Annotated in this window: 20 protein-coding genes; 14 read left to right on the top strand and 6 right to left on the bottom strand. The window is 40.5% G+C overall.

Features of this window, described 5'->3' with window-relative positions:
* Window positions 1–33: 33 nt before the first annotated feature.
* The 5 genes from E4K67_RS06475 (at window position 34) to sucD (ending at window position 5314) form a co-directional block, all read left to right on the top strand.
* Window positions 34–1704 (top strand): FAD-dependent oxidoreductase, encoded by a 1671-nt coding sequence (locus E4K67_RS06475; protein WP_135545598.1) that lies wholly within the window; start codon window positions 34–36, stop codon window positions 1702–1704.
* Window positions 1705–1757: 53 nt separating this feature from the next.
* Window positions 1758–1961: a 4Fe-4S dicluster domain-containing protein gene (locus E4K67_RS06470; protein WP_135545597.1), complete on the top strand. Its 204-nt coding sequence runs from the start codon at window positions 1758–1760 to the stop codon at window positions 1959–1961.
* Between the two features lie 85 nt (window positions 1962–2046).
* The gene (locus tag E4K67_RS06465) at window positions 2047–3108 is read left to right on the top strand and encodes a Gfo/Idh/MocA family protein (protein WP_135545596.1); all 1062 of its coding nucleotides are present in this window, start codon (window positions 2047–2049) and stop codon (window positions 3106–3108) included.
* Window positions 3109–3254: 146 nt separating this feature from the next.
* Entirely contained in the window at window positions 3255–4421 is a 1167-nt protein-coding gene (locus E4K67_RS06460; protein ID WP_135545595.1) for a succinate--CoA ligase subunit beta, read from the top strand.
* Entirely contained in the window at window positions 4409–5314 is a 906-nt protein-coding gene (gene sucD, locus E4K67_RS06455; protein ID WP_135545594.1) for a succinate--CoA ligase subunit alpha, read from the top strand. The genes E4K67_RS06460 and sucD overlap by 13 nt, the downstream gene beginning before the upstream one ends.
* A gap of 546 nt (window positions 5315–5860) precedes the next feature.
* Here sucD and E4K67_RS06445 read toward each other — a convergent pair.
* Window positions 5861–6661: a ParA family protein gene (locus E4K67_RS06445; protein ID WP_135545593.1), complete on the bottom strand. Its 801-nt coding sequence runs from the start codon at window positions 6659–6661 to the stop codon at window positions 5861–5863.
* Window positions 6662–6870: 209 nt separating this feature from the next.
* On the opposite strand from E4K67_RS06445, the gene truA reads away from it, so the two are divergent.
* The gene (gene truA, locus E4K67_RS06440; protein ID WP_199242477.1) at window positions 6871–7608 is read left to right on the top strand and encodes a tRNA pseudouridine(38-40) synthase TruA; all 738 of its coding nucleotides are present in this window, start codon (window positions 6871–6873) and stop codon (window positions 7606–7608) included.
* Window positions 7609–7735: 127 nt separating this feature from the next.
* Here the strand turns inward: truA and E4K67_RS06435 are convergent, their stop codons facing one another.
* Window positions 7736–8344 carry a nitroreductase family protein gene (locus E4K67_RS06435; RefSeq protein WP_135545592.1) on the bottom strand — a complete coding sequence of 203 codons (609 nt, stop codon included), beginning with the start codon at window positions 8342–8344 and terminating at the stop codon, window positions 7736–7738.
* A 1210-nt stretch (window positions 8345–9554) separates the two neighbouring features.
* On the opposite strand from E4K67_RS06435, the gene E4K67_RS06430 reads away from it, so the two are divergent.
* The 6 genes from E4K67_RS06430 (at window position 9555) to E4K67_RS06405 (ending at window position 18942) form a co-directional block, all read left to right on the top strand.
* On the top strand, window positions 9555–10613 hold the full coding sequence (locus E4K67_RS06430; protein WP_135545591.1) for an HD-GYP domain-containing protein: 1059 nt from the start codon (window positions 9555–9557) through the stop codon (window positions 10611–10613).
* Window positions 10614–10844: 231 nt separating this feature from the next.
* On the top strand, window positions 10845–12428 hold the full coding sequence (spoVB, locus tag E4K67_RS06425; RefSeq protein ID WP_135545590.1) for a stage V sporulation protein B: 1584 nt from the start codon (window positions 10845–10847) through the stop codon (window positions 12426–12428).
* 255 nt (window positions 12429–12683) lie between these two features.
* Complete coding sequence (locus tag E4K67_RS06420) at window positions 12684–13472, top strand: electron transfer flavoprotein subunit beta/FixA family protein (RefSeq protein WP_135545589.1); 789 nt, start codon at window positions 12684–12686, stop codon at window positions 13470–13472.
* A 19-nt stretch (window positions 13473–13491) separates the two neighbouring features.
* Window positions 13492–14703, top strand: a complete 1212-nt coding sequence (locus E4K67_RS06415) for an electron transfer flavoprotein subunit alpha/FixB family protein (protein WP_135545588.1) — start codon at window positions 13492–13494, stop codon at window positions 14701–14703.
* A 263-nt stretch (window positions 14704–14966) separates the two neighbouring features.
* A complete protein-coding gene (locus E4K67_RS06410; RefSeq protein ID WP_135545587.1) occupies window positions 14967–16367 on the top strand; it encodes an FAD-binding oxidoreductase in 1401 nt (466 codons plus the stop codon).
* 265 nt (window positions 16368–16632) lie between these two features.
* Window positions 16633–18942: an HD domain-containing phosphohydrolase gene (locus E4K67_RS06405; protein WP_135545586.1), complete on the top strand. Its 2310-nt coding sequence runs from the start codon at window positions 16633–16635 to the stop codon at window positions 18940–18942.
* 11 nt (window positions 18943–18953) lie between these two features.
* On the opposite strand, the gene E4K67_RS06400 is transcribed toward E4K67_RS06405, so the two are convergent.
* The 3 genes from E4K67_RS06400 to E4K67_RS06390 form a co-directional block, all read right to left on the bottom strand.
* Complete coding sequence (locus E4K67_RS06400; protein WP_135545910.1) at window positions 18954–19139, bottom strand: ferredoxin; 186 nt, start codon at window positions 19137–19139, stop codon at window positions 18954–18956.
* Between the two features lie 148 nt (window positions 19140–19287).
* Complete coding sequence (locus E4K67_RS06395) at window positions 19288–19758, bottom strand: HAD family hydrolase (protein ID WP_135545585.1); 471 nt, start codon at window positions 19756–19758, stop codon at window positions 19288–19290.
* A gap of 142 nt (window positions 19759–19900) precedes the next feature.
* A complete protein-coding gene (locus E4K67_RS06390) occupies window positions 19901–21178 on the bottom strand; it encodes a M14 family metallopeptidase (protein ID WP_135545584.1) in 1278 nt (425 codons plus the stop codon).
* 274 nt (window positions 21179–21452) lie between these two features.
* On the opposite strand from E4K67_RS06390, the gene E4K67_RS06385 reads away from it, so the two are divergent.
* Entirely contained in the window at window positions 21453–22382 is a 930-nt protein-coding gene (locus E4K67_RS06385) for a chemotaxis protein (RefSeq protein ID WP_135545583.1), read from the top strand.
* 306 nt (window positions 22383–22688) lie between these two features.
* On the top strand, window positions 22689–23498 hold the full coding sequence (locus E4K67_RS31030) for a methyl-accepting chemotaxis protein (protein WP_135545582.1): 810 nt from the start codon (window positions 22689–22691) through the stop codon (window positions 23496–23498).
* Window positions 23499–23710: 212 nt separating this feature from the next.
* On the opposite strand, the gene E4K67_RS06375 is transcribed toward E4K67_RS31030, so the two are convergent.
* Entirely contained in the window at window positions 23711–24523 is an 813-nt protein-coding gene (locus tag E4K67_RS06375) for a GDSL-type esterase/lipase family protein (RefSeq protein WP_135545581.1), read from the bottom strand.
* Window positions 24524–24531 lie beyond the last annotated feature (8 nt).

Below are 24531 nucleotides of genomic sequence, written 5' to 3'. Positions count from 1 at the left end.
CTTTAGTATAGTAAACATAGGGGAGATGTTAAGGTGAATAAAGAATGCTGGGTCATGACGGATGTTCTAGTGGTAGGGGGTGGTTCCGCGGGCACTATGGCAGCCTTGGAGGCACGCAAAGATGGATTGGAGGTTGCCCTTGTAGACAAAGGTGGAATTTATCGTAGTGGTTGCGGTGCTGCGGGGAATGATCACTTTTTGGCGGTACTTGAGACAGGTCCTGAATGGGATACTCCCGAGGTTTTCCTCAATTGGTATAAGCGCCTAACACAAGGTTTAGTAGATATTAAAATTGCGGATAAGGTTTATATTCAACGAATTAAACAACTAGTTGCGGAATTAGAAGAGATGGGAATTCCGATGAAGGATCCAGGAGAGAAGGATTATATCCGTACTAGATCTTTTGCTCAACCGGGGGATTACTTTATCAACTTTGATGGACGAGCCTTGAAGCCTATGGTTTCCAAAAAGGCAGAGCAAGCTGGGGTGAAATTCTTTTCTCAAATTGCCATGGTAGATCTTCTGGTAAATGGTGGGAAGGTTATTGGCGCGGTTGGTTTCCATATAAGAACGGGAGAGTTTTACGTGTTTCAAGCCAAAGCGGTTATCATTGCTACAGGTAACGCTACTAGGATGTATGAAAATCCCTCGGGATTACCGTTTAACACTTGGCATAGCCCCTATAACACTGGGACAGCTCAGGCTATGACCTTACGAGCTGGTGGCGAAGTCAAAAACCTAGAATTTGTAAATTACACGATTACTCCCAAGAATTTCAGTGCTTCCGCCTTAAACGCTGTGGTAGGAATGGGAGGGCATCTGGTCAATGCTAAGGGTGAGCGTTACGTTTTCAAATACCACGAAAAAGGTGAACAAGGACCTCGTTGGGCAATGCCATGGGGAACTTTTGTGGAGGAACAAGAAGGTAGAGGGCCATGTTATTTCGACGTAAGGCATCTCTCGGAAAGCGCTAAGAAGCATCTGATCGAGCACCTTTTGCCCGTCGATAAAAATACCTTCATGGATTATTGTGAGCAAAAAGGGATTGACCCTGGGGCAGATCTTATGGAAATACAAATTAGCGAGGGACAGCACCCTGCCTTTTTGGGGTCGGTTAGTGGTATCTTTGTGGATGAAATGTGTCGCACAACAGTCCCTGGTCTTTATGCAGGCGGTGCCTGTGCAGTAGGAATCGGTAGTTTAGCAGGCTCGATGTGCTTTGGTCAATCCGCAGGCGCAGAAGCTGCAAAATATGTTTTGCATGAGGGTGAGATCACGGCTCCTTTAACAGAGCAGATTATGGAAATCAAACAAGCTATCTATGCTCCGTACCAAAGTTGTGGTGAATATACTTACAGCGATGTGGAGAATAAATTGAGACAAATTATGAGTGACTATCTTTGCATTAGCCGGACAGCAGAAGGATTGACAGCTGGTTTACAGGAGCTAAATAAGCTTGAGGAGATTTTCGGCCAGATTAAAGCCGATAATGGACACGACTTAATGAGAATTCATGAGTTGCGCGACTTAATCTTAATTAGCAAAGGGATAGCTGTTGGAGCTTTGGCTAGGACGGAAACTCGTTTTGGTTTGTCGCACTATCGCCGTGATTTTCCAGAAACAAATGTCGATTGGCATAAATCAACTCATCTAACCTATCTGGACGGAGAATTAAGAATTAGTTACGTTCCAGCCTTTAGCTGAGATTTGGGTGTGGGTCAGTGCCATTAAGTTCTACCTAGAGAGGAGCGATAAAGATGTTACCTATTAAAATAGATTATAAACGTTGTAACGGATGTGGCATATGTGAGCGGAATTGTCCTGGTGACTTAATTTATATGGATCAAGTCACCAAAATGCCGTTTGTTAAGTATCCGGAAGAGTGTTGGTTATGTGGCGCTTGTCGTATTGACTGTCCGAAAGAATGCATTCAAATAATATTTCCATTAATTTCGCTCTAAAGGAAAGCTGTCTTTTTGTATCGGATGGGCTCAAGAAAGTTTAAATAACAGTAAAGCTATTAAAGATTTTAGAGGAGGAATTCTTATGTATAATTCTGTAGGAGTGGCAGCAGTAGGTTTAGGACGCTGGGCATATGTATTGGCTGACGCCTATACACGAAGTGGAAAAGTAAAGCTTGTTACTTGTTTTTCTCGTACCTCAGACAAGAGGGACAAATTCGCTCAACGTTATGACTGTGGCACTGATCTAAGTATGGAAGCGTTATTAGCCCGTGATGATGTAGAGATGGTTATAGTAACCGTCCCCAACGATAAGCATGCTGAAGTTATTGAACAATGTGCTCGTGCAGGAAAACACGTCTATGTTGAGAAGCCGATTTCTGTGAGCGTAGAGGATGCCAAACGTATTGACAAAGTAATTAAGGAAACTGGAGTCAAGTTCCTTTGTGGTCATAGTTCCCGTCGTTTGGGTGCATTACGCAAAATAAAAGAGATGATTGACACCAAGGAAATCGGAGAAGTATCAACGATCGAAGCAGTCTTTTCTAATGAACGAGGTTTGGAGTTGAAGAAAGGAAATTGGAGAGGGGATCCTGCAACAGCTCCTGGTGGACCTTTGACTCAGTTGGGCGTTCATCAAATTGACAATTTACAGTTTTTATTGGGACCAATTGCTAGGGTCTTCAATTTTGGTAAACCAATGTATACTGAGGTTGAGAATATCACAGTTAATCAAACTATTTTAGAGTTTGAAAACGGAAAACAAGCCTACTTAGGCACTAATTGGGCTTGCCCAGGCGTCTTTTCAATCAATGTTTATGGGACCAAGGCTAATCTATTCTATCAACTTGACTTTAGCTGGTGGAGTAATTCAGATGTGACCGATGAACATTCTACTTTAATCAAACGAGAATTCGCTAGCATGAGTGATGACCCTGATGATCGTATTTTGCGAGATGTTAAGGTTGAATTTGAAACGATTGATCATTTGAGAGTTGAAGTAGAAGAGGTTGCAGACGTTATCCGAAATGGTGGAGAAACTGAGATCGGGGCTGAAGCTTCATTAAGAAATCTCGCAGTTGTTTTAGCTGCAGTAAAATCCGTTCACGAGAAACGACCTGTAGAAATTTCAGAGATAATTATTTAAGGTGTTAAATTATCACAGAAGGGGAACGGAATCGTTCCCCTTCTGTGATAATCAGTCAAAAGACTTTACAAATTAATGATTACTAAGGGTATGAACATAAATATTAAAATAGGGCGTTAAGGACTTTGGTTAAAGGGGAGGAAATTATGTACTTATTTGAGTTTGAAGCCAAAAGAGTTTTCAGTGAATATGGTATTCCAATTGCTCAGAATGGGTTGGCGTCCAATCCGAAAGCTGCGCGGGCTATTTACGAAAAAATTGGGAAGCCTGTCATGCTCAAAGCCCAAGTGATGGCTGGTGGGCGGGGTAAAGCTGGTCTGATTCTATCTGCTGACGATGCTGATTTAGTTGAACAGGCCGCAGTAATGATTTTAGGCAAGGAGCACCATGGGGAAAAGGTGTTCAGTATTTTAGTAGAAGAACAAATTGCAATTGCTCAAGAGGTTTATGCTAGTATCACAATGGATTTTGCTGTAGGCAAACCAGTTATGATGGTATCCACGCAGGGTGGTGTGGAGATTGAGAGTTTGGCATTAACCAATCCCGAGAAGATTGTAAGAGCCTATCTCGATCCATGTCAAGAAGTATTTAGTCATAAGTTAAGAGAGTTATGGTCTACAGCAGGTTTTCAGGGCAAGCAGGTGGTTGAATTAGAGGTAATCCTGAAAAAATTAGTTAGAGTTTTTTATGAAACCGACGCTATAACTGCAGAAATAAATCCTCTGGTGATTACTGATGACGGGAAATTGATCGCAGCGGATGCAAAATTGATTATCGATGACGAAGCTCTGTTCAGGCATCAAGAGTTCCTGAATGTTTCACGAGTTGTGGATAACCAGTTTGAACAGAGGGCTAAGGAGATCAATGTAACTTATGTTGGGCTTGATGCAGAGGGGGAAATTGGAATTATCGCCGGTGGGGCTGGCTTATCAATGGCAACTATGGATGCCGTTTATGCAATCGGGGCAAAACCAGCTGCATTTATTGATTTAGGCGGCGGAATATCTAGGGAAAGAATGAAAGAAACCTTGTGTCTAATGGCAAAGACTCCCAATCTTCAAGGAGTTATCATCAATGTTTTCGGTGGAATTAATAATTGTTTAACGATGGCCTTGGGGTTAGCAGATTTCTTAGATGAAGGACCAACAAACATCAAATTCGTTGTTAAGATGCGGGGTCATGAACAGGAAGAAGGGTGGAGTATCCTGGAAAGGTATCGCATCCCAACTGTAAAGTTCGGAACAACGGATATAGCGATTCGGTTGCTAAGACATGTTTTGAACGGGGAGGTAGTAAGCCAGTGTGCCTTATAATTACGAAAGAAACAAAAGTTATAGTTCAGGGGGGGACGGGTAAGCAGGGTTCTTATCACGTCAAAGCAATGAAAGAGTATGGAACTAATGTGGTTGCAGGGGTGACGCCAGGAAAAGGTGGTACAAATGTAGAAGGTGTTCCTATATTTGACACGGTCAAAGAAGCGATGGACAAGTACAAAATTGATGCCAGCTTGATCATGGTACCCGGTCCCTTTGTGTTAGATGCTGCTAAGGAAGCAATTGATGTAGGAGTAGCTCTAATAATCATTGTAACAGAGCATATTCCAGTCCATGATACCATGAAAATCAAGGCCTTTGCCCAAATGAAAGGGTGTACACTTGTCGGGCCAAACACAATCGGAATCATTAATTGTCAAGAAAAAGTAAAGATCGGGATCATGCCTGGTTTCCTCTATGGAACGGGAAACATTGGACTAATTTCTCGTAGTGGTACATTAAGTCATGAGACAGCCTCTAATTTAATGTATAAGGGTATCGGTCTAAGTACCGTAGTAGGAATTGGAGGAGATCAAATTATTGGAACGGATTTTGTAGATGCACTAAAGATATTTAAAGATGACAGGGCAACTGAAGCGGTAGTAATGCTTGGAGAAATTGGTGGCAACCGAGAAGAGAAAGCGGCAGAGTACTTACAGAGCTGCGATTATGGAAAACCAGTTTTTTGTTTTATTGCTGGTCGTAATGCACCTCCTGGTAAAAAAATGGGCCACGCTGGAGCTATTATTCAAGGTGACGCCGGAACAGTACAAAGCAAAGAGGAAAAGTTGCAAATAGCTGGTGTTCAGGTTGCAACAAGCCTTGAAAATCTAGTTGAAAAAGTTGTCAGCTTTCAGGAATGTGCTAAAGAAGCTAGTTGTAACCAGGAATAAAGTTAATCGAATACTGGACGCTTTAAATTAGAAATGGAAAATAACGTATCAGGTGAGCACGGACCTAAATGCGTGGCTTTGTCATGCTGGAGTTTGGTACACTGGATGGCGATTTTGATCGCTCAAAAGGATTTCCATTACGATGGCGATTACCTGGAACTTACTAGAAAGATAATTTGGGATGGAGCATTTCTGGATTGAGAGGTGTTCGTTCGAAAAACAGCCGATCTTCCTGACACGAGAGGTACTTAGCGCATATATCGTTCCACTTTTGGAGTCCATTAATGTAACATGAATGATAAGATAACCCTGAGTGGCTCCAGGTACCTACAGAAATAAGAGCTGGACTGGTTGTTTAATATAGCAGTGATGAGAACGACGGCAGTTTCAGCAACTGCCGTCGTTCTCATCACTAAAATGGGAGATTATATTGTATGTAGCTCGGCTACTAGAACGTAGAATCGCCTAATCCTGTATTTGCCAACATTTATCACTTACTCTTTGATCCATATCACATTCGCAAGACTGAGGGGCAAGTAACCATACTTACGCTATGGCTAATACCTCCTTAACAAAAGAAAGGTATTCGGGTGCTTTATTAATGTCAGGTTCACCGTCGGACTGAGCTAATCCATGGCGTATAGCTCGTTTAATAACTGTGTCAAAGACCTTTATGTCAGGGCTTTCAGCAAATTTTCTCCTTAGTTCTTGGAGCTTCACATGATGAAGGTTAGTGTGGTCTTGGACCATCGTAGGCAAAATTCCTAAAATGTTTAGCTTTGCTCCTTGTTCCTGAATACCTTTTACTAGAAAAATTGTTTCGTATATGCCGTCAATGGATAGACCCTCTGGAAGTACAGGGATGATAATATCCGTGGAAGCCAACAGAGAATTCATAGTTTGCATGTCATTGCTAGGAGAAGTGTCAATTAGAATGTAATCGTACTGAGTCTTTATCTGAGCAATGGCTTTCTTTAAAAGGTATTTGGGAGCTGGGAATAACTTGGCATTAAGGTGTGCAGTAACTTTTGGGCCAAGATCAGAGAGGGAATTGTTAGATAAGTACAGATCCACCCCAAATGCAGTCTGCTTGATGTCTTTCATTGTCGCTTCAGCAATTAAGACATCATAAATCGTTTTCTTTAAGTTATTTTTCTTTAGCCCGAACGATAAGGCAATGTGTCCTTGAGCATCCATGTCGATGATCGCAGTCTTATATCCAAGACTAACTAACCCTACAGCCATGTTTGTGACGGTTGCTGTTTTGCCAACCCCACCTTTTTGTGAGGCAACAGAAATAATTCGTGCAGTTTTAACGGTATTAGCAGTTTTAGAATGTTTAGCCATGTGACACAACCCTTCTTAAAATATGTCTTGGTATATTTTACCATATATTACCAAGATGGTAAATAGTTGGGTTTAGTAACGTTCGAAGATGATAGCAAATGAAAACTGCTACCAAAGCCATGTGTTTTATGGCCAAAGTACCCCTCTGATAATTAATGTAGTATACTAACGTATGTCCGTTAAAACGGGTATCGGAAAGGTGGAACATAATGAGAAATTTAAAAATGATTATAGCCTATGACGGTTCTAAGTATAAAGGGTGGCAAAAGCAAAAAGAGAATGACCTAACAATTCAAGGTAAGATAGAGGCGGTACTATCTAAAATGGCAGGAGAGGCTATTCAGTTAGTGGGTTGTGGAAGAACTGATTCAGGGGTACATGCTGAAAATTATATCGCAAATTTCCATACTAAATGTTCGTTTAGTACAGATGCTATGTTAGATTATTTATATGAATATTTGCCTGAAGATATCGTTGTTAAATCCATTGAAGATGTCGCTGAGCGATTTCATGCGAGATATAACGTGAAATCCAAAACCTATGTCTATAGGTTAAACACTAACAAATTCAGAGATGTCTTCAATAGAAAATATAGTTATCACCTTGCGGACAAACTTAATTTAACAGAAATGAGGAAGGCTTCAGAGGTTCTAATCGGAAGCCATGATTTTCAGAGTTTCGTGAACTCACGAAATAGTGACAAATCCACGGTAAGAACGATCAATTATTTAAACATCAATGAAAAGGATGGCCTTGTAGAAATAGAAGTCAATGGAAACGGATTCTTATGGAATATGGTAAGAGTAATTGTAGGAACACTTTTAGAAGTTGGTAAAGGTAATCTTAAGCCGACAGATATTGAAAAAATATTGGATGAAAAGAAACGATGGGAAGCAGGACCCTTAGCTCAAGCAAAAGGTCTTGTCTTAAGAGATGTTCAATACTAGAAGTAACTCACTCGGGGTTTAATATTCGCAACGCTTCTTAATCAACTCTAGGTATAGTGACCTCCTCCAAAAACCAAAGGGACAGATACGTCGTTTTAGAAACTACGTACTGTCCCTTTGGTTGCCATTAAATCTCCTTAAGCAATATCTGACTTAACTCAATTCTAGGACGAGCGTTGGGGTTTTGATCAGGGTAACCGACTGGAATCAGAGCTACGACGTTGTAATTTTCGCTTAGCTCAAGGATTTGTTTTACTTTCGCTTGGTCGAACATCATAACCCAACAGGTCCCAAGACCTAGGTCGACAGCACGCAGTGTTATGTGATCGATGGCAATGGCTGCGTTTAAGCGGAGATACGCTTCGGCGGTAGCTTGATCCATTGGTTTGCGTTTGGCATAGCTTTCTGGGTCCATCTTATCGAGGGGGGTATCTGCGAAGGCCCCTGCTTCCTTGAGTTCTCGCGCCCGAGTGCCCATATCGCTTAAGGAGTCTGTGTCTACACAACATGCGATGATAACGGGTGCTTGGCTGACAAACGGTAAGGGGGTAGCTTGGCTTAATTGTGCACGAACAGCATCACTTTTAATCACGACAAGGCGAGTAGGTTGAATATTGCTACCAGATGGAGCTAGTTGGGCAGCTTCGATAAGTTGCCCAACGAATGCTTCGGGGATGGGTTCAGATTTAAATTTTCGAATACTTCGTCTAGCTTTCATAGCATCGAGTAATTCCATTTAAAAACATCTTCTTTCTTGAGTTATTTGACCATTATTAGATTTTGTTTCTTCCCTCAAAGTATACAGTAACATTCTATTGGATTGGATTATCTTTTGCAAATTTGGCTGCAGTTTAGGATGGTTGTTGCAACGGAAGACACCTGAATGAGTACTTAGGCGTTGTATAAAAAAAGAGTCTAAAAAATGCGTTAAGTGCCTGTCAAAACCCCTTGACAATGATCTGAATTCAGCTATAATATAGACATAATCACTTAATTGTAAAAGATTCAGTTTAGAACATCTTGTTGGTCGCGTGCTAGGTAAAGTTTCGATTCATCGAAGGTTTAAGCATTGCAATCAGTTGAGCAAATGCTGAATTTCGGAGAATTGGAGCCACCTAGGAGGGTGGTTTTTGTAGTTAAAAAGTAAGATTTCCCGCAAAGTTCCTCTAAGTTAGACTATAAGTATTAAGATTTCTATCGGTAGTCTGTAAACGAAATCGGGAAATTGAGTTCAGAATTCAGGTGATTTGCACACAGGGAGTTTCTCTATTTTGAATGGGTTGTTTTCAGATTAACACTCGTCGATTTTTCTAACGAAATAGTGGAGGATTTGTCCAGATTAGTTTCCTTACCTTAAATCCTTGTTTTTGACTGGTTTGCTTTTAGTATAGGTCAAAGTATTAACCTTCTTACTGGTTGGTTTTTCAGAAACGTTTTTTAGCTAGTAGTGTTCACTTAGTTGTAAGGTGTATTCGGTAAAACCTATGTGATTCTGGTTAATAGTAGTTTTATGAAGCTTGGTTGATTAATCTCGAGCCGTGTATCCATTAATTCTGGAGGAACTTTGCGGGATTCAATTAGATTTTAAGGCCACTCAGTGAGTGGCCTTTTCTTTTTTTCTGCCCTGGGAAAACCAGGGGAACAGGCTCCATAATCCATACTCTTATTTCGTTTCGTTTCGTAATATTGCATTCAAGGCAGAGGCACGAACAGAGGCTGTCCACAAGGCTCTTTTGTTCGTTATCAAGAGTTAAAGGACATTCTGAATTGAAAAACAAAGTAGAGCTCGTCCGAAGGACGGGCTCTTAAAATTTTGCATTCATGAATAAAGGAAAAAAGAGAAGTTCGGCGAAAAATATAGATACTAGTCAAACATGCTTATATCCACGTGAAGGATCTATCAAGACAATCAGAATATACTTAGTTTGAAGAGAAGAGGAAACAAAGTGCGAGAAGTAAGCGTTGAGCGCCTTAACGAAGGAGATGTTTTAGCAAAAGAAGTATATTCCTCAAACGGTAAAGTATTACTCGGCAAGGGCGTGGTTTTGAATTCAGTGTATATTGCTAGATTACGGGCGTTGGGTGTGTATGGTATTTATATTGATGATGACTTGACTAGCGATATTATCATTGAGGATGTTATATCAGATCAACACCGTTATGAGGCTATGGCTGCCATTGAAAAGTCTTGTAAAACTATCCAAACCCAAAAGGATAATGAATTAGGTATTAAGGAATCGATAAGCAATATTGTGCAGGATATTCTCTTTCAAAAGGAAATAATGATTAGCCTAATGGATATGCGTAACATAGATAATAGAGTATATGCTCATTCTGTGAACGTTTGTGTATTATCTACCGTTCTGGGCAAAGGGCTTGGCCTAGCGGTAGATAAGCTCAATGAGCTTGCCCTAGGGGCGTTGCTTCATGATGTGGGAATTGTCAATTTGCCTAAAGAGGTTATAAACAAAAGAGGTCCTTTCACGAAAGAAGAAAGGGACATATATCAGACTCATACTCTGCATGGTTATGATCTCATCCGTAATAAAAAAGAAACCAGTATTATAATTGCCCACATGGCTTATCAACATCATGAATGGACAAACGGTAAAGGTTATCCGCGCCAATTAAAAGGTGCAGCAATTCACCCTTTAGCGGAGATTGTTGCCGTAGCAGACTTCTATGATTGCCTTATCCATGGTTCGCCTGGGATTCCTCGAGTTTTACCACATGTTGCCTGCGAAATACTGATGGCGAACGCCGGAGTCCGTTTTCGGCAGGAGCTCATTCATATTTTTTTAAAGTATATTGCTGCCTATCCTACAGGATACACAGTTAAGCTTAATAATGGAGAAACAGGAGTTATTGTCGGACAAAACAAAGGGTTACCTACTCGTCCAATTGTACGCATTTTTAACGGTAAAATTAATCGTAAGCAAGTACGGGTTATCGAATATAATCTCGTGGAAGAACGGACGCTATTTGTTGAATATATTATTGAATAATTTTGTAATGAACATATAAGTTTATAGAGAAACCCACACAAAGAGCTCGTCCTCAGGACGGGCTCTTTTGTGCGGTCTCCTGAGGTTCGAAATTTCCATGCTGATTCCTATTTCTAGAACTATGGTGCACCCATAGTTCTAGAAGTGGGCGTTTCTACTCGAATGAAGTTTTGAAATGCCCTGAGCTTACATAGATATAGATCAAACATTGTATGGTGAAAGGTTAATCACATGAAGAAACAAAGTTTGGTCAAAGGAGCCTTTGTTCTAACCGTTGCCGCTTTCATAACGAAAATCTTGGTTTTCATCAATTCAATTGTCCTATCAAGAGTTTTAGGTGCCGAAGGAATTGGATTACAAAAGATGGTCATGCCCTTTATGGGATTGATGATGACCCTTACGACTATTGGTTTACCGGTGGCTATTTCTCGTTTGGTAGCGGAAGCAGATGCCCAAAGAGATGGGGTAAAAGTAAAAAAGATACTCATTATATCTTTGGCAATAACGGTCAGTTTGAGTATCCTTGTCGTCTGTATCACGGTTTTAGGAGGTAAGACATTCTCACGTTACTTTTTGATCGATTCGCGATCGTATTATTCGTTTATGGCTATGATCCCGATTATTCCGCTTGGGGCAGTTTCAGGTGTGCTTAAAGGTTATTTCCGCGGCCGGCAAACTATGAATCCGATTGCCATTGCACAAGTAATCGAACAAATTGTGCGGGTTAGTTTTACCTTTGGTTTGGTACAGTGGCTGATTCCATTGGGGATTGAATATGCCGCCGCAGGAGCGGTGATTAGCAGCGTTTTAGGGGAAGGTTGTTCCTTGCTTATTTTTATTGTTCTGTTCAGAATCTCACATCATAGGAAATTTCGAGTTACTCATCCTCGTTGGAATCAAATTATCCGTGGAAAAGATGTTCTAATGGAATTACTACAGACTGGTTTACCTACCACAGGCAATGGTTTTGTGATGTCCTTTTCCAGGGCTCTTCAACCGGTTGTAATTACTAAAAGTCTGGCTTTGGCTGGAGTCAGTTCCGCCCTGATTACAAGACAATATGGGATGTTGACAGGTTTCGTTATGCCCCTGTTATTTCTGCCTGCTTTTATCAACCAGTCCCTTGGAGTTACTTTAGTCCCTGCTATTAGCGAAGCAAATGCTCAAAACAATCTCCGTTTAGTCAACCGACGGTTAAATCAAGCGCTTGGCGCTGCCCTGATCGTTGGCGCACCTAGTACTATTTTGCTGTATCTCTATGCGCAAGAATTAATGACAGTGGTATACCACGCGTCGGCTGCGGCGCCATTATTGAAATTAATTGCACCTTTTTTTCTATTAAATTATCTCCAGACTCCACTTCAGTCTGTTTTGGTTGGAATAGGGCAAGCGAAGACCGCGATGTTCAATAACCTTATAGCCAAGTGCACAGCAGTTGCACTTATTTACCCATTGGCCTCCAATCCAATGCTGGGAATCAACGGCGTAATTTTAGCTATTAGCATTGGCGTAATTTTGGAAACCGCCTTACACTACGCTTCCGTTGTTAAATTTATTCATTTCGAGCTGGAGATCTCGACATTAATCAAGATTTTAGGAGCAGCGATGGCGATGGGATGCCTTGGACGGATGCTTTTTACTGGACTTAATAATTTGTCGTCCAAATTGGGCGTGACAACGATCATGTTGATAGGAATTATGTTTTCAATATTTGTCTATGTCTGGTTGCTGGGTATGTTAAAGCTAATTCGCCAGAACAATATCATTAAAATTCCTTTAATAGGTAAGATCCTGGCCTCTTTGTTTCCTAAGTAATGATTGCCTATTGATGGGTAAGTAGTCTTAGCTTAGGGTAAAAAGTCTTAAAGTTGTTAAAAAGACACTGTTTCAAAAATTGTAAATATTTACTTTGTGGAAGAGCGAATGCTATGCTATTATTAATTGGTCAGGTGGTCTGACCGGTTGTTGTGATGTTTGTTTTTTGTAAGAAGTTAAGAATAATTATGTAACGCTATACTAATTAGGTCTGTGAGTAAGGACTGTAAAATTACAATATAGGGAGGGTGCATCATGGAAATATTAGTTTGTATCAAACAAGTTCCAGGAACCTCGAAAATTGAAGTTGATCCGATAACAGGCGTTTTAAAACGAGACGGAGTCGATTCGAAAATGAATCCCTATGATCTTTATGCAATTGAAACAGCCTTAAGAATTAAGGAACAAAAAGGTGGTACGATTAAAGTTATAAGTATGGGACCACCACAAGCTAAAGAGGTTATAAAAGAAGCCTTTATGATGGGTGCTGACGAAGGAGCTTTAGTATCCGATCGAAAATTTGCGGGAGCAGACGTTCTAGCAACTTCCTACACACTTTCCCAAGGTGTGCGTAAGATGGGTAATTTCGATCTTATACTTTGTGGAAAGCAGACGACCGATGGAGACACTGCTCAAGTAGGCCCTGAGATGGCTGAATATCTAGAAATACCTCATATTGCCAACGTATTAAAAATAATTGAACTCAAAGAAAAATCTGTGGTTGTAGAAATGGACATGCCCAATACGCTTGAAATAGCTGAAATTCGATTTCCGTGTCTGTTAACCGTAGAAAAAGATATATTTCAGCCAAGACTTCCTTCCTATAAGAGAAAAGTAAGTACGAAAGATAGAGAAATTCAGATTATAAGCTTAAACGATTTCGAAGATCAAGATGAAAAGCGATATGGGCTTACGGGTTCACCGACCCAGGTGGAAAGAATCTTCCCCCCCTCTGTTAATAATGACCGAGAAACATGGACTGGAACTGGGACCCAACTTAGTTCTAAAATAGCGGAAAAACTCACACAGCTAAAGTTTGTATAAAGAAAACGGAGGTAGTCTGATGAGTAAGTTGATTTGTCACCAAGAAAAGGTTAGTGAATCAAACATTCAAGCATTAATAGATGTTTGTCCATTCGATGCTATTGAAAATAATAACGGGATTATTGAAATCACTGCTGGCTGCAAAATGTGCAAAATCTGTGTTAAGAAGGGCCCCAAAGGGGTCATGGAATTTATCGAAGAAGAGGTTGCTAAGGTCGACAAGAGTTTATGGAAGGGTATTGGAGTCTATGTTGACCATGTAGAAGGGGAAATACATCCAGTAACCATGGAACTGATCGGAAAAGCCAAAGAACTTGCTGCAGTGGTTAATTTTCCTGTCTACTGCGTATTTATCGGATACCATATTACGGATAAAGCTAAAGAATTACTTCACTATGGAGTAGACGAAGTCTTTGTCTATGACTACGAAGAATTAAACCATTTTAGAATAGAACCTTATACAGCCGCTTTTGAAGACTTTGTTAATACTATGAAACCGTCCTCCTTACTGGTTGGAGCGACAACGGTTGGGCGTTCATTGGCACCAAGAGTCGCTGCAAGGTTTAGAACGGGTTTAACAGCGGACTGCACGGTCCTTGAAATGAAAGAAGATACAGACCTTGTGCAAATAAGACCTGCTTTTGGTGGGAACATTATGGCTCAAATTGTCTGTCCGAACACGAGACCCCAAATGGCAACTGTGAGATATAAGGTAATGAATGCACCTGAAAAACAATGTGATCCAAGTGGGAAGATCACGGTATGTGAACTAGACAGAGCGGTATTAGCGTCTAATATTAATGTTTTAAAGGTTACGAAAAAAGAAATCGAAGAAAATATATCTGATGCAGAAGTTATCATAGCTGTCGGAAGAGCCTTAAAATCAGAAAAAGACATGGTCATGATTCAAGAACTGGCCGATCTTCTGGACGCTCAAATTGCAGGGACAAGACCCCTCGTTGAATCTGGTTGGATTCATGCCAAGAAGCAAATAGGTCTCTCTGGGCGAACGGTTAAACCGAAACTCATCATTGTTCTTGGCATTTCAGGCGCAGTTCAGTTTGCTGCAGGAATGAATAGTTCAGAGAGAATATTTGCGATAAATAAAGATCCAAATGCTTCAATTTTTAACGTGGCTCACTATGGAGTGATCGGAGATATCTATGAGATCGTTCCTCAATTAATTGAAGACCTTAAAAATTCAAAGGCTGAGGCTTGCGCAGCACGATAGTGAACTTGCTTAACCATAAAGCTGAACATCGAGGCTTCGGTGGGCGACTACCTCCTTCGCCGCTAAGTTCCCATTGAGAAAGGCGGCACGGCGCTACTCTCCACCGGAGAGTAGTCATCAAATTGGAAATCGGAACATCCACTATAGAAGTGGGTGTCTTGGAATTGATAAGTGGAGTTTGAAAACTTGATCTGAATTTGGCTGAACTTTTTAAGAGGCTGAAATGTGCGATGTCATAAATTACGAAACATGGAGGAGATTTCATGAACGATTATAAGATACTTGATGCCAAAGATATAGAGTTCTTAGTGTCCCTACTAGGGGAAGAGAGAGTCTTTACGGGAGAGGCAATTAATGAGGATTTCAGTCATGATGAATTGGGTGGAATCAGCAGAATGCCTGACGTTTTAGTGGAAGTTCTTTCGACAGACGAAGTGTCAAAAATCATGAAATACGCCTATGAAAACGTTATTCCTGTTGTAGCTAGAGGATCAGGAACAGGACTTGTGGGTGCATCCGTGCCAATTTTCGGTGGAATTATGATAAACATGTGTCTGATGAACAAAATACTAGAAATCGATGAAGAAAACTTAACGCTAACACTTGAACCCGGTGTGCTGTTAATGGAGATAAGTAAATATGTTGAAGAATACGATTTATTCTATCCACCAGACCCAGGTGAAAAATCGGCAACCATAGGGGGTAACATCAATACGAATGCAGGTGGAATGAGAGCTGTTAAGTATGGAGTTACAAGAGATTATATAAGAGGGCTGGAAGTCGTTCTTCCTAATGGAGAAGTCATTAATACTGGAGGAAAAGTAGTTAAAAATTCTTCTGGTTACAGTATAAAAGACTTAATCTGCGGGTCTGAAGGAACTTTAGGTATCGTGACAAAAGCGATCTTGAAACTAATACCCCTGCCGAAGAAAGCAATCTCTTTGTTAATACCGTTCCCAGATCTCGATATGGCCATTAGTACCGTTCCAAAGATCATCAAATCAAAAGCGACCCCTACAGCTATTGAATTTATGCAGAGGGAAGTAATCTTAGCTGCCGAAGAATTTCTCGGCAAAAAGTTTCCGGACAATTCTTCAGATGCTTATTTATTGTTAACCTTTGATGGCAACAGCACGGAAGATATTGAAAAAGATTACGAAAAAGTAGCGAATATCTGCCTTGAAGAGGGGGCTTTTGATGTCTTTATTATTGATACGGATGAACGAAAAGAAGCCGTTTGGTCCGCAAGAGGAGCTTTCCTAGAGGCAGTGAAGGCATCAACGACTGAGATTGATGAATGTGATGTTGTTGTTCCCAGAAATAAAGTGGCAGAATTTATTAAATACACAACTCTGCTTCAAAAGCAGTTTGATGTAAGAATCAGGAGTTTTGGGCATGCGGGTGATGGTAACTTACACGTTTATGTCTTAAAGGATGATCTTTCAGAAGAGGCATGGAAGAGGAAGTTGGCTGAGGTTTTTGAAGCAATGTATACTAAATCCGTGGAACTAGAAGGATTAGTATCGGGTGAACACGGTATTGGATTTGCCAAAAAAAGCTATATGCTAGAGCAATGTGGATGTGAATATGTAGGGCTGATGAAAAATATCAAATTAGCTTTTGATCCTAAGAATATACTGAATCCAGGGAAAGTTTGCCAGTAACCATAGACAGGAATCACCAATAGTGTGGGCGCTCACTTTAATTAACATTAAAGGAGCGCCCTTTCTTTACGTTTGATTTAATCGGCAGGTTCCTACTTTTACACCCAACAATTCCGTCAAGCTGGATGGGGTAGCGCTTGGCTGTGAGGGCATTAATTATCTTTATTTCTTTGACTCGGACGTATATAATTGGGTACGAATAATAAGTGTGGAGCTAATAGCCTGAGAATCATTCTCATGCGTAAAATATTTTTGTGAGGTATTTATGAGAAATAACAGGAACAAGCACTTCTTAATCCTAGTAATAGGTTTATTATTATTTCTATTAAATACTACTTATGTGGGTGCTGCTGAGGACACTAAAGCGATTAATGTCGTCCTTGATGACAACTATCCCCCTTACTCCTTTAGAGATGATCATGGAATCTTACAAGGAATTACGATCGATCAATGGAAACTCTTTGAAAAGAAGACTGGTATACAAGTCAGAATTAACGGAATGGATTGGAATAAAGCCTATTTAAGCATGATAAGTGGAGAATATGATGTAATCGATACTATCTCCTATAATAAGGATAGGGCAACAATTCTTGAATTCACGGATTCCTATGCAAATATAGATGTTCCGATTTTTTCGCACCGGAATATCTCAGGGATTTCCAACGTGTCTTCGTTGTCGGGTTTCACAGTAGGGGTCAAAAAAGGAGACAACAGTATTCAGTTTCTTAAAGAAAATGGTGTAAAAAATATAGTTGAATATGATACAGCTGAAGAAGTTGTTCAAGCGGCTAAGGACCAGAATATTGTAATATTTACTCTGGGAAAACCTCCAGCATTATATTATATGTATAAAATGCAAATTCAGGATGAATTTAATTATTCTAGTTCGTTATACACGAGCACGCTTCATAGGGCAGTTAAAAAGGGGAATTTTGAACTCGTTAGTACTATAAATAGTGGTTTCGCGAAGATTTCAACCGATGAATACAAGTCGATTAATAAAAAATGGTTCGGAATCTCAAGTCCCTCGTTTTATGAAGCGGAAATCTTTAGATCTGCGATCAGTATTTCAATTATTATCCTTTTGGTTATATTAGTTCTCTTTTCCTGGAATAGGACCCTTAAAAGAAAGGTAGAACAAAAAACCAGAGAACTTGATAATTTGATCAAGGATCTAAAAATAAGTGAATCGACATTTAGAACATTGTTTGAAGGTTCCTCGGATGGGATACTGCTGATGGAGTGTAACCAAATAATTGATTGCAATCCTGCTGCCCTTGATTTATTAGACTATGATTCTAAAAATTCTATCATCGGAAAAAGCCCGTGGGATTTCTCCCCTAAAAACCAATCTAATGGCAAAAATTCCAAAGAAGAAACACTAGAAATCATTAAAACTGCTCAAAAGGAAGGTAAGCTGAAATATGAATGGTGGTTACAAAAAAGCGATGATCGAATCATAACTGTTGAAGTGATGATGACTTCGATCCTGCTTAATGGAAAGAAAACCTACCATTCATTGTTGAGAGATATTAGCGATCGAAAACATATGGAACAGAAGTTGCAATTCTTAAGCTACCATGATCAACTTACAGGACTATACAATCGTAGATTCTTTGAAGAAGAGCTAAAGCGACTTGATGTGAAAAGAAACCTTCCCTTGACTATTGTAATGGCCGATGTAAACGGGTTAAAGCTAGTCAATGATTCCTTTGGGCATGCTATTGGGGATGAATTACTCAAGAAGGTGGCAAAGGTTATGACCCAAGGTTGCCGAGCGGATGAAATTATAGCTAGACTTGGCGGGGATGAATTCGTGTTTCTGTTACCCAATACGGATGCCTATGAAACAGAACAAATTATTAAACGTATTAAGGCCCTTGCCTTAAGAGAAAAGGTCGGCTCAATTGATCTCTCGGTATCCTTTGGCTATGAAACTAAGCGAAATGAAGAAGAAATAATGCGAGAAATATTAAAAAAGGCAGAAGAGCTTATGTACAAGACGAAACTTCATGAAAGCCCAAGTATAAGAGGGAAGACAATAAGCGCAATTATCAGTACCCTTCATGAAAATAATAAACGGGAAGAACAGCACTCTTATCGAGTTTCAGCTTTATGTGAAAAAATGGGCAGAGCGCTTGGTTTACCTGAAAGCAAAGTTGAGGAACTGAAAACTGTGGGTTTACTACATGACATAGGTAAAATAGCGATAGACGTAAACATACTTAATAAACCAGGAAAACTTACGATAGATGAATGGGAACAAATAACCCGTCACCCAGAGATAGGCTATAGAATACTAAGTACGGTAAAAGACATGTCTGAAATGGCAGAATACGTACTAGCTCATCACGAAAAATGGGACGGTAGTGGATATCCAAAGAGGTTAAAGGCGAAAGAAATCCCCCTTCAATCGAGGATTATTGCTATAGCGGATGCATACGATGCCATGACTAGCGAAAGAAGCTATCGCAGTCCTCTACTTAAAGAAACTGCAATAAATCAATTGGAAAATAGTGCTGGCATTCAGTTTGATCCGGAGTTGGTAAAGGTATTTATCAGCATAATCCCTTGAGTGCTTTTGCGTCACTCCAAAATAATTGCTGCCACCGGGCAACTTTTTGCAGCTTGTTTAGTCGCTTCTTCGGCATCTTGAGGAATCGGATTAGTATAAGCTTCGGCGATCTCATAGAGGTTTATCCTGAAAACTTGAGGACAAATCTCTTCACAGGCACCGCACCCAATGCAATCTGAAGTTACAGTAGCATACATAGGTTTCACGCTTCTTTCTTAATACTCCAATCGAGAGAGTACCACTTCTACAAGTGGAAGTGGTACTCTCGTGTTCCACTTCGGTGGGGTAGAGTCCCCCACCGAAGTCTCGATGTTTAACTTTAATTGAACGAGTTCACTAAACTCTTTAACGTCTTAAGGTCGCTTTGAGACGTTGAGGTTCTATGAGTAAACCGAAAGCATCTTCAATTTTATTGACAACTAGGTCGGCGGATAGAAGTGCCTGCACGGAGGCTCCCTCGAACCCGATTATTCCGATACCTAAATGCGCTCGTTTCAGCATTAGATGATCGTTGGCGCCGTTACCTATAGCGATAATTTCCTGGGTGTTAAACTGGCTTAAATAATCTGCTTTTTCTGTAGTATGATCCATACTCTCTAGCACCTTTATCTGTACGGGTAATCCCTTACATTGACGCTCCACAGTGCCATAAGTATCCGAGGTAAGAATGTGGATCTGAAGGGACTTGGACAAACAAATGAGACTGTCCTTCACAGATTCAAACATCTTTCCATCGAGGGCTAATGTTCCATTAAAATCTAAAATCAGTATTTCCAGGTTCAGGGTGTCTCTGCCTGGAATTTTCATCTGAATCATATTGCCCACCTCCCATCTATTTAGCGTACCAGAAAATTGTCTTATTTAATATAAGCCTGACTGAATTCGTTAACAAAAGTTAAGCCCGCGAACAGAGGGTTCCATGGTTATATAAAACCTTGGAACCCTCTGTTAAAATTACTTAAAGGGGCTGACTAGGGGCTGCCAGCAATATTCCTTCATTATCTTCATAAATTTTTGCAAACTGAGATATTGGAACGGGATTACTACCTTGACCTACTTCTATCGTGAAGCCAGGTCGTCGGTATTTGTCGATGAACCAATCTTTGTAGCCGGCGTAGGAAGAAATTCCAGTCGTTTTCGCCAAGGAGTATCCACTTAATCGGGCGAACAATTCACCGATACGTTGTGCTTCGGGTGGAGTCTTATCTTGATAAGTCCAATATATCACTTCACCTTGGCTATGGTAAGCAAGGACTAGTCGGAAATTGTGATTTCTAGTAAAGTTAGCCACAGCTTTTGATTCTGGCTCGGACTCTGGTGACGGTCCGGAAAATCTAGTTGGACCTGGTCCATATACGCCATAAGATGGCTCTGCTTGTTTAGAAAGTTCCCAGGAAGCGTCGTAGTTGTGGTTTAAATCGACCCCTTTAATGTTGGCTTCCCACACCTCTCCAAAGTTCATTCGACCCTTGTTCCAAGTAATTAGCTGGTCATAAAAGGGATTATCCCTTTGCAAGCCCTGAAGTACTAAGTCGACTCCGTCAGGATTAACCATGGGCATAATATATATCGTGTTCTTCCGCCAAATATCTCTCGGATTATAGCCGCGCATCTGGCGCCCCTCAGCGTATGCTTTGGCGAAGTTCTCGGTGAATTTCATCAACAGGGGAGAGGTTATCCATTCCAACGCATGATGAGTAGCGTTATAGAAGACTTCTGCTGGGCCATTTCCTAATTTTAGAGTGTATAAGTTTTTTCCAAGTACACTTTTTCCGGCTGTCCCAACTTCGATAAAAGGATATCGACTTTTTAAGCCCTGTATATCTCTCTCCATGATTTCATAAGTATAATTTATATTGGTATCTACGACGTCAAAGGCGAAGGGAACTTTGATCACTTGACGGATTTGGAGCTTCAGAGGATCAGTTCCTGAGTTCGCAGTAACTAATGCGGCGAGATTAATATGATACTTTTGGGCGATTTTACTTAAGGTGTCTCCCGATTTGATAGTGTAATTCTCATAACCCAGTAGGAATCCTTGCAATACTTTATCTGTGCGCGAGCCAATGATACCGTCGGCGGTTAGTCCGTATTTTCTCTGAAACTGTTTAATTGCTTCCTCGGTGCGCAGGCCAATAAATCCGTCAATCGGTCCAGGATTAAGACCCATCTTCTCCAAGAGGCTCTGAATTTCCATGACATCATTACCGCTGGAGCCTCGTTTGAGCGTCCGCATGTAACATACCCCCTTGCACCAACATATGTAAGGGGGAGTATTTTGTTGCGCTCCTATAGACCTGCATTATTCACTTGTATTTGGAGTTGAACTTGAGAAGTTTTAAGAATATTGTCATAAAAATGAGTTTCCTGAAGGATTTGTCAGGGTAATGGAGAATAATGCTATTGAAGGCTAGAAACTGTGGACAGTGAACTCAAGCAAGTCGTTGGACGGTTGACAATTTAGGAAGAGATGCTGGGTTATAATTTATAGCAGGAGTGGAGAGGTATATATGAAAACAGATCAAGGTGTTTTATTGGAGTCGGGAACTGGTGAGCTTGAAATTCTCCATTTTACAGTGAGTGGAGAGCATTACGCGATCAATGTTGTTAAGGTGAAGGAAATTATTCACATAGATAATATTGTTAAAGTACCCCTGACACACCCGGCGGTGCAGGGGATATCTCTGATCAGAGGAGAAGTTATCTCGGTCATTGATATGAAACAAGTTCTAGAAAATATGAAAAGTGAAGATATTAAAAGATCCATGGCCTTGGTCTGTGAATTCAATATGCTCAAAGTTGCATTTTCAGTGGATGAGGTAGTTGGAATTACGAGAATTAAATGGAGTGATATTCACAAGCCAAATGTCTTGATCGCTAATTCCTTGGTCATTGGCAATATTAATTTAGATGATACACTTCTCATGCTGCTTGATTTCGAAAAAATAGTGATGGATATTAGTCCAGAATCAGGGATTAACTTGGCAAGGCTTGAAAATTTAGCAAGCAATGAAAATCGAAGTAAGCATAAGATTATTTTAGCGGATGATTCTCCCTTAATTCGTGAGGTACTTAAGAGTACTCTGACACGAGCAGGTTTTGAACATCTAATGTTTTTTAACGACGGGAAAGAAGCTTTAGACTATATTATGGGAATCTATAATGAAAAAGGTAGGGATTTTATCCAGGAAATTAACTTGTTAATTACAGATATTGAGATGCCACAGATGGATGGTCATATGTTAACTCGTATGATCAAAGAGCATAGTGATCTGAAAAACTTACCAGTTGTCATATTTTCATCACTAATTACCGGTGACTTGAGACATAAAGGTGAATCAGTAGGCGCAGATGCCCAATTGAGTAAGCCTGAAGTCCGCGAACTCGTAACCCTGATTGATTCAATAATGGATACAGTGGCGAAGTCTCCCAAAGAATAGGGTTAAAAGGTCTGTCTCAGGGTCTTTGAAAAGAATTCAACTGCCATTTGAGCGTGAGACTCCCACTTCTTTCCCCCCTTCAATCTTGCTGAGCCCTACGGATAAGAGTGAAGACAGATGTTGCTAGGAGTACATAGTCTGTGGGTATAGGCCAGCACAATTATTAGCGCGAATATTAAAGGTTATACTTGCTTAATGTCGAATATAATCAAATCGGTCCTCTAGGAATTTTTTCAGGACAGCCTATTAATGATTGTCTTGTGTGAAATTAATAGGGTGTAGCTAATAAAACACGGGGGTATTGAAGTGAAAAAATTCCAGGCTTACCAGCTTATAGTTGCTGAGGTTCAACAGTTTTTCAATGATGACGTTGCGGTAACACTATTCGATACGGAGAAGATTATTGCCTACTACCCGGGGAAGGTGATCGACACATTGGCCAAGATTGGGAACAGACCTACTCCAGGCTCAAATGTTCTAGAAGCTCTTACGAGCGGAAAGCGCGTTGTGCGGAATGTTTCTAAAGAGCTTTTTGGAGTTCCCTTTGTTGGTATTGCCCTACCAATCTTCGAGGAGTCGGAAATTGTTGGTTGCCTTGCAATTGCATGTTCAGTTGAGCTCTATGATAACCTTTTCACAACTGGTAAAGAAATGCTTGAGGCAGTGGTAACAATTTCTTCTGCTGCTCAGAACTTGTCAGGTGCTACTGAAGAAATAGCGGCAACTATTCGGAGTATGGACGATGAGACGGAACACGTGAGCACTGAAATGCATAGAACCAACGAATTAACCAAGGAAATTAAGAAGATTTCCAAACAGAGCAACATCTTGGGGCTCAATGCTGCTATTGAAGCTTCTCGGGCTGGTGAGCATGGGCGAGGTTTCGCAATTGTATCGGCCGAAATAAGGAGACTTGCTTCGGATACTGAAGCTTCGACGAAAGCAATTGACAGTAATGTTCAGGAGGTTCAATCCTCCGTGGGCCTTTTAATCGCCGCAATTAAGCAATTGACAGCAGCAACTGAAAATCATGCCAATGATGTGTCGGAAATTGCTCTTAGTCTGGCGAGAATAGAGAGTATGGCAAAAAAACTTGTGGAAATGGGACATAGCTAAGGGGAAAAAGCAACCAAATGGTTAAACATTTTAAACCTGAGTTAGAGCAAAGGTTTATGTTAATGCTATTTATAGAAGTGGGGGAAATCGCAGTAATTGGGTCTCTAGAGGGGGCCCTTACTAAGTTTGAATAATTAAACCAATGAATAGTTAGGAGTCCATCGTCCTTTATGACGGTGGACTCCTAACTATTTTCATCAAATCCTCAATAATCAGGATCCCGTGATGATCATTTCTACCGATTTACTGATTCTATTGGAGATGGCTTGATATCCTGCAGAATTCGGATGTAGGCCGTCCTTAGCAAGAAAGCGATCAAGATTATATTTCAATAGGTCGTGGGTTGGAATAAAGATTGCCTTCCCATCTTCTTCAACGAGTAGTTGGGTATTATAGTTCCAGGTATTCAAGAGTCTGGTATCTTCGGCGCCAGTTGCTTTTTCATAGGGGTTATAAAGGCCTAGAAAAATTATGGTAGAATTCGGGTTGGTGTCTCTTAGTACTTTTAGTGTTTGTTTTAAATTGCTAAGAAAGCTGTCTTGTCTAACTTTGAACGCATCTTCTTTAGCAAGAGTGTTTAGAGTCAGAATGCTTCTGATATCATTGCCACCGATAGAGACTAAGATGAAGTCCGAATCTACGATGGTTTTTTCCAACTTCCTGCTTTGGAGTTGTTCTAGAAGGCCAATACTTTCAAGCCCGTCTATTCCCGCGTTAGTGACTAGGATCTCTTTTGGGGTGCTTTTTTTGAATTGTTCGGGTAGATAGCCTGAAAATCCCTTGCTATTTTCATCGCCGGTGCCTTTAGCAACAGAGTCACCGAGGATTAGCATATTAAAAGTAGTAGAATTTTTGGAAGCTAGTTTTGTTGAATCCGGTGGAGTTAGAGGAGTTTCGGCTTGAGTTGAGGGATGAGGATTGACCTTCGTCGTGACCATGAGCGCCTGATAGAAACCCATCGATAAAACGATGAAGCCAATACAGGCAATCGTAAGGATTGAGTACCACATGCTTTTTTTCACCATAATAATTT

The organism is Desulfosporosinus fructosivorans (genome assembly GCF_004766045.1).
In the GTDB taxonomy this organism is placed as follows: Bacteria; Bacillota; Desulfitobacteriia; order Desulfitobacteriales; family Desulfitobacteriaceae; genus Desulfosporosinus; species Desulfosporosinus fructosivorans.
Note: the sequence above shows the minus strand (reverse complement) of the source record. Positions and strands in the feature narration are given on the sequence as shown.

Bases quoted from the DNA above. Each gene is read 5' to 3' on its own strand.
- E4K67_RS06395 (WP_135545585.1), bottom strand. From the start codon at position 19,758: ATGATTCAGATGAAAATTCCAGGCAGAGACACCCTGAACCTGGAAATA.
- spoVB (WP_135545590.1), top strand. From the start codon at position 10,845: ATGAAGAAACAAAGTTTGGTCAAAGGAGCCTTTGTTCTAACCGTTGCC.
- E4K67_RS06415 (WP_135545588.1), top strand. From the start codon at position 13,492: ATGAGTAAGTTGATTTGTCACCAAGAAAAGGTTAGTGAATCAAACATT.
- E4K67_RS06385 (WP_135545583.1), top strand. From the start codon at position 21,453: ATGAAAACAGATCAAGGTGTTTTATTGGAGTCGGGAACTGGTGAGCTT.
- E4K67_RS06420 (WP_135545589.1), top strand. From the start codon at position 12,684: ATGGAAATATTAGTTTGTATCAAACAAGTTCCAGGAACCTCGAAAATT.
- E4K67_RS06465 (WP_135545596.1), top strand. From the start codon at position 2,047: ATGTATAATTCTGTAGGAGTGGCAGCAGTAGGTTTAGGACGCTGGGCA.
- truA (WP_199242477.1), top strand. From the start codon at position 6,871: ATGAGAAATTTAAAAATGATTATAGCCTATGACGGTTCTAAGTATAAA.
- E4K67_RS06410 (WP_135545587.1), top strand. From the start codon at position 14,967: ATGAACGATTATAAGATACTTGATGCCAAAGATATAGAGTTCTTAGTG.
- E4K67_RS06460 (WP_135545595.1), top strand. From the start codon at position 3,255: ATGTACTTATTTGAGTTTGAAGCCAAAAGAGTTTTCAGTGAATATGGT.
- E4K67_RS06405 (WP_135545586.1), top strand. From the start codon at position 16,633: ATGAGAAATAACAGGAACAAGCACTTCTTAATCCTAGTAATAGGTTTA.
- E4K67_RS06390 (WP_135545584.1), bottom strand. From the start codon at position 21,178: ATGCGGACGCTCAAACGAGGCTCCAGCGGTAATGATGTCATGGAAATT.
- E4K67_RS06445 (WP_135545593.1), bottom strand. From the start codon at position 6,661: ATGGCTAAACATTCTAAAACTGCTAATACCGTTAAAACTGCACGAATT.
- E4K67_RS06470 (WP_135545597.1), top strand. From the start codon at position 1,758: ATGTTACCTATTAAAATAGATTATAAACGTTGTAACGGATGTGGCATA.
- E4K67_RS06400 (WP_135545910.1), bottom strand. From the start codon at position 19,139: ATGTATGCTACTGTAACTTCAGATTGCATTGGGTGCGGTGCCTGTGAA.
- E4K67_RS06375 (WP_135545581.1), bottom strand. From the start codon at position 24,523: ATGGTGAAAAAAAGCATGTGGTACTCAATCCTTACGATTGCCTGTATT.
- E4K67_RS06435 (WP_135545592.1), bottom strand. From the start codon at position 8,344: ATGGAATTACTCGATGCTATGAAAGCTAGACGAAGTATTCGAAAATTT.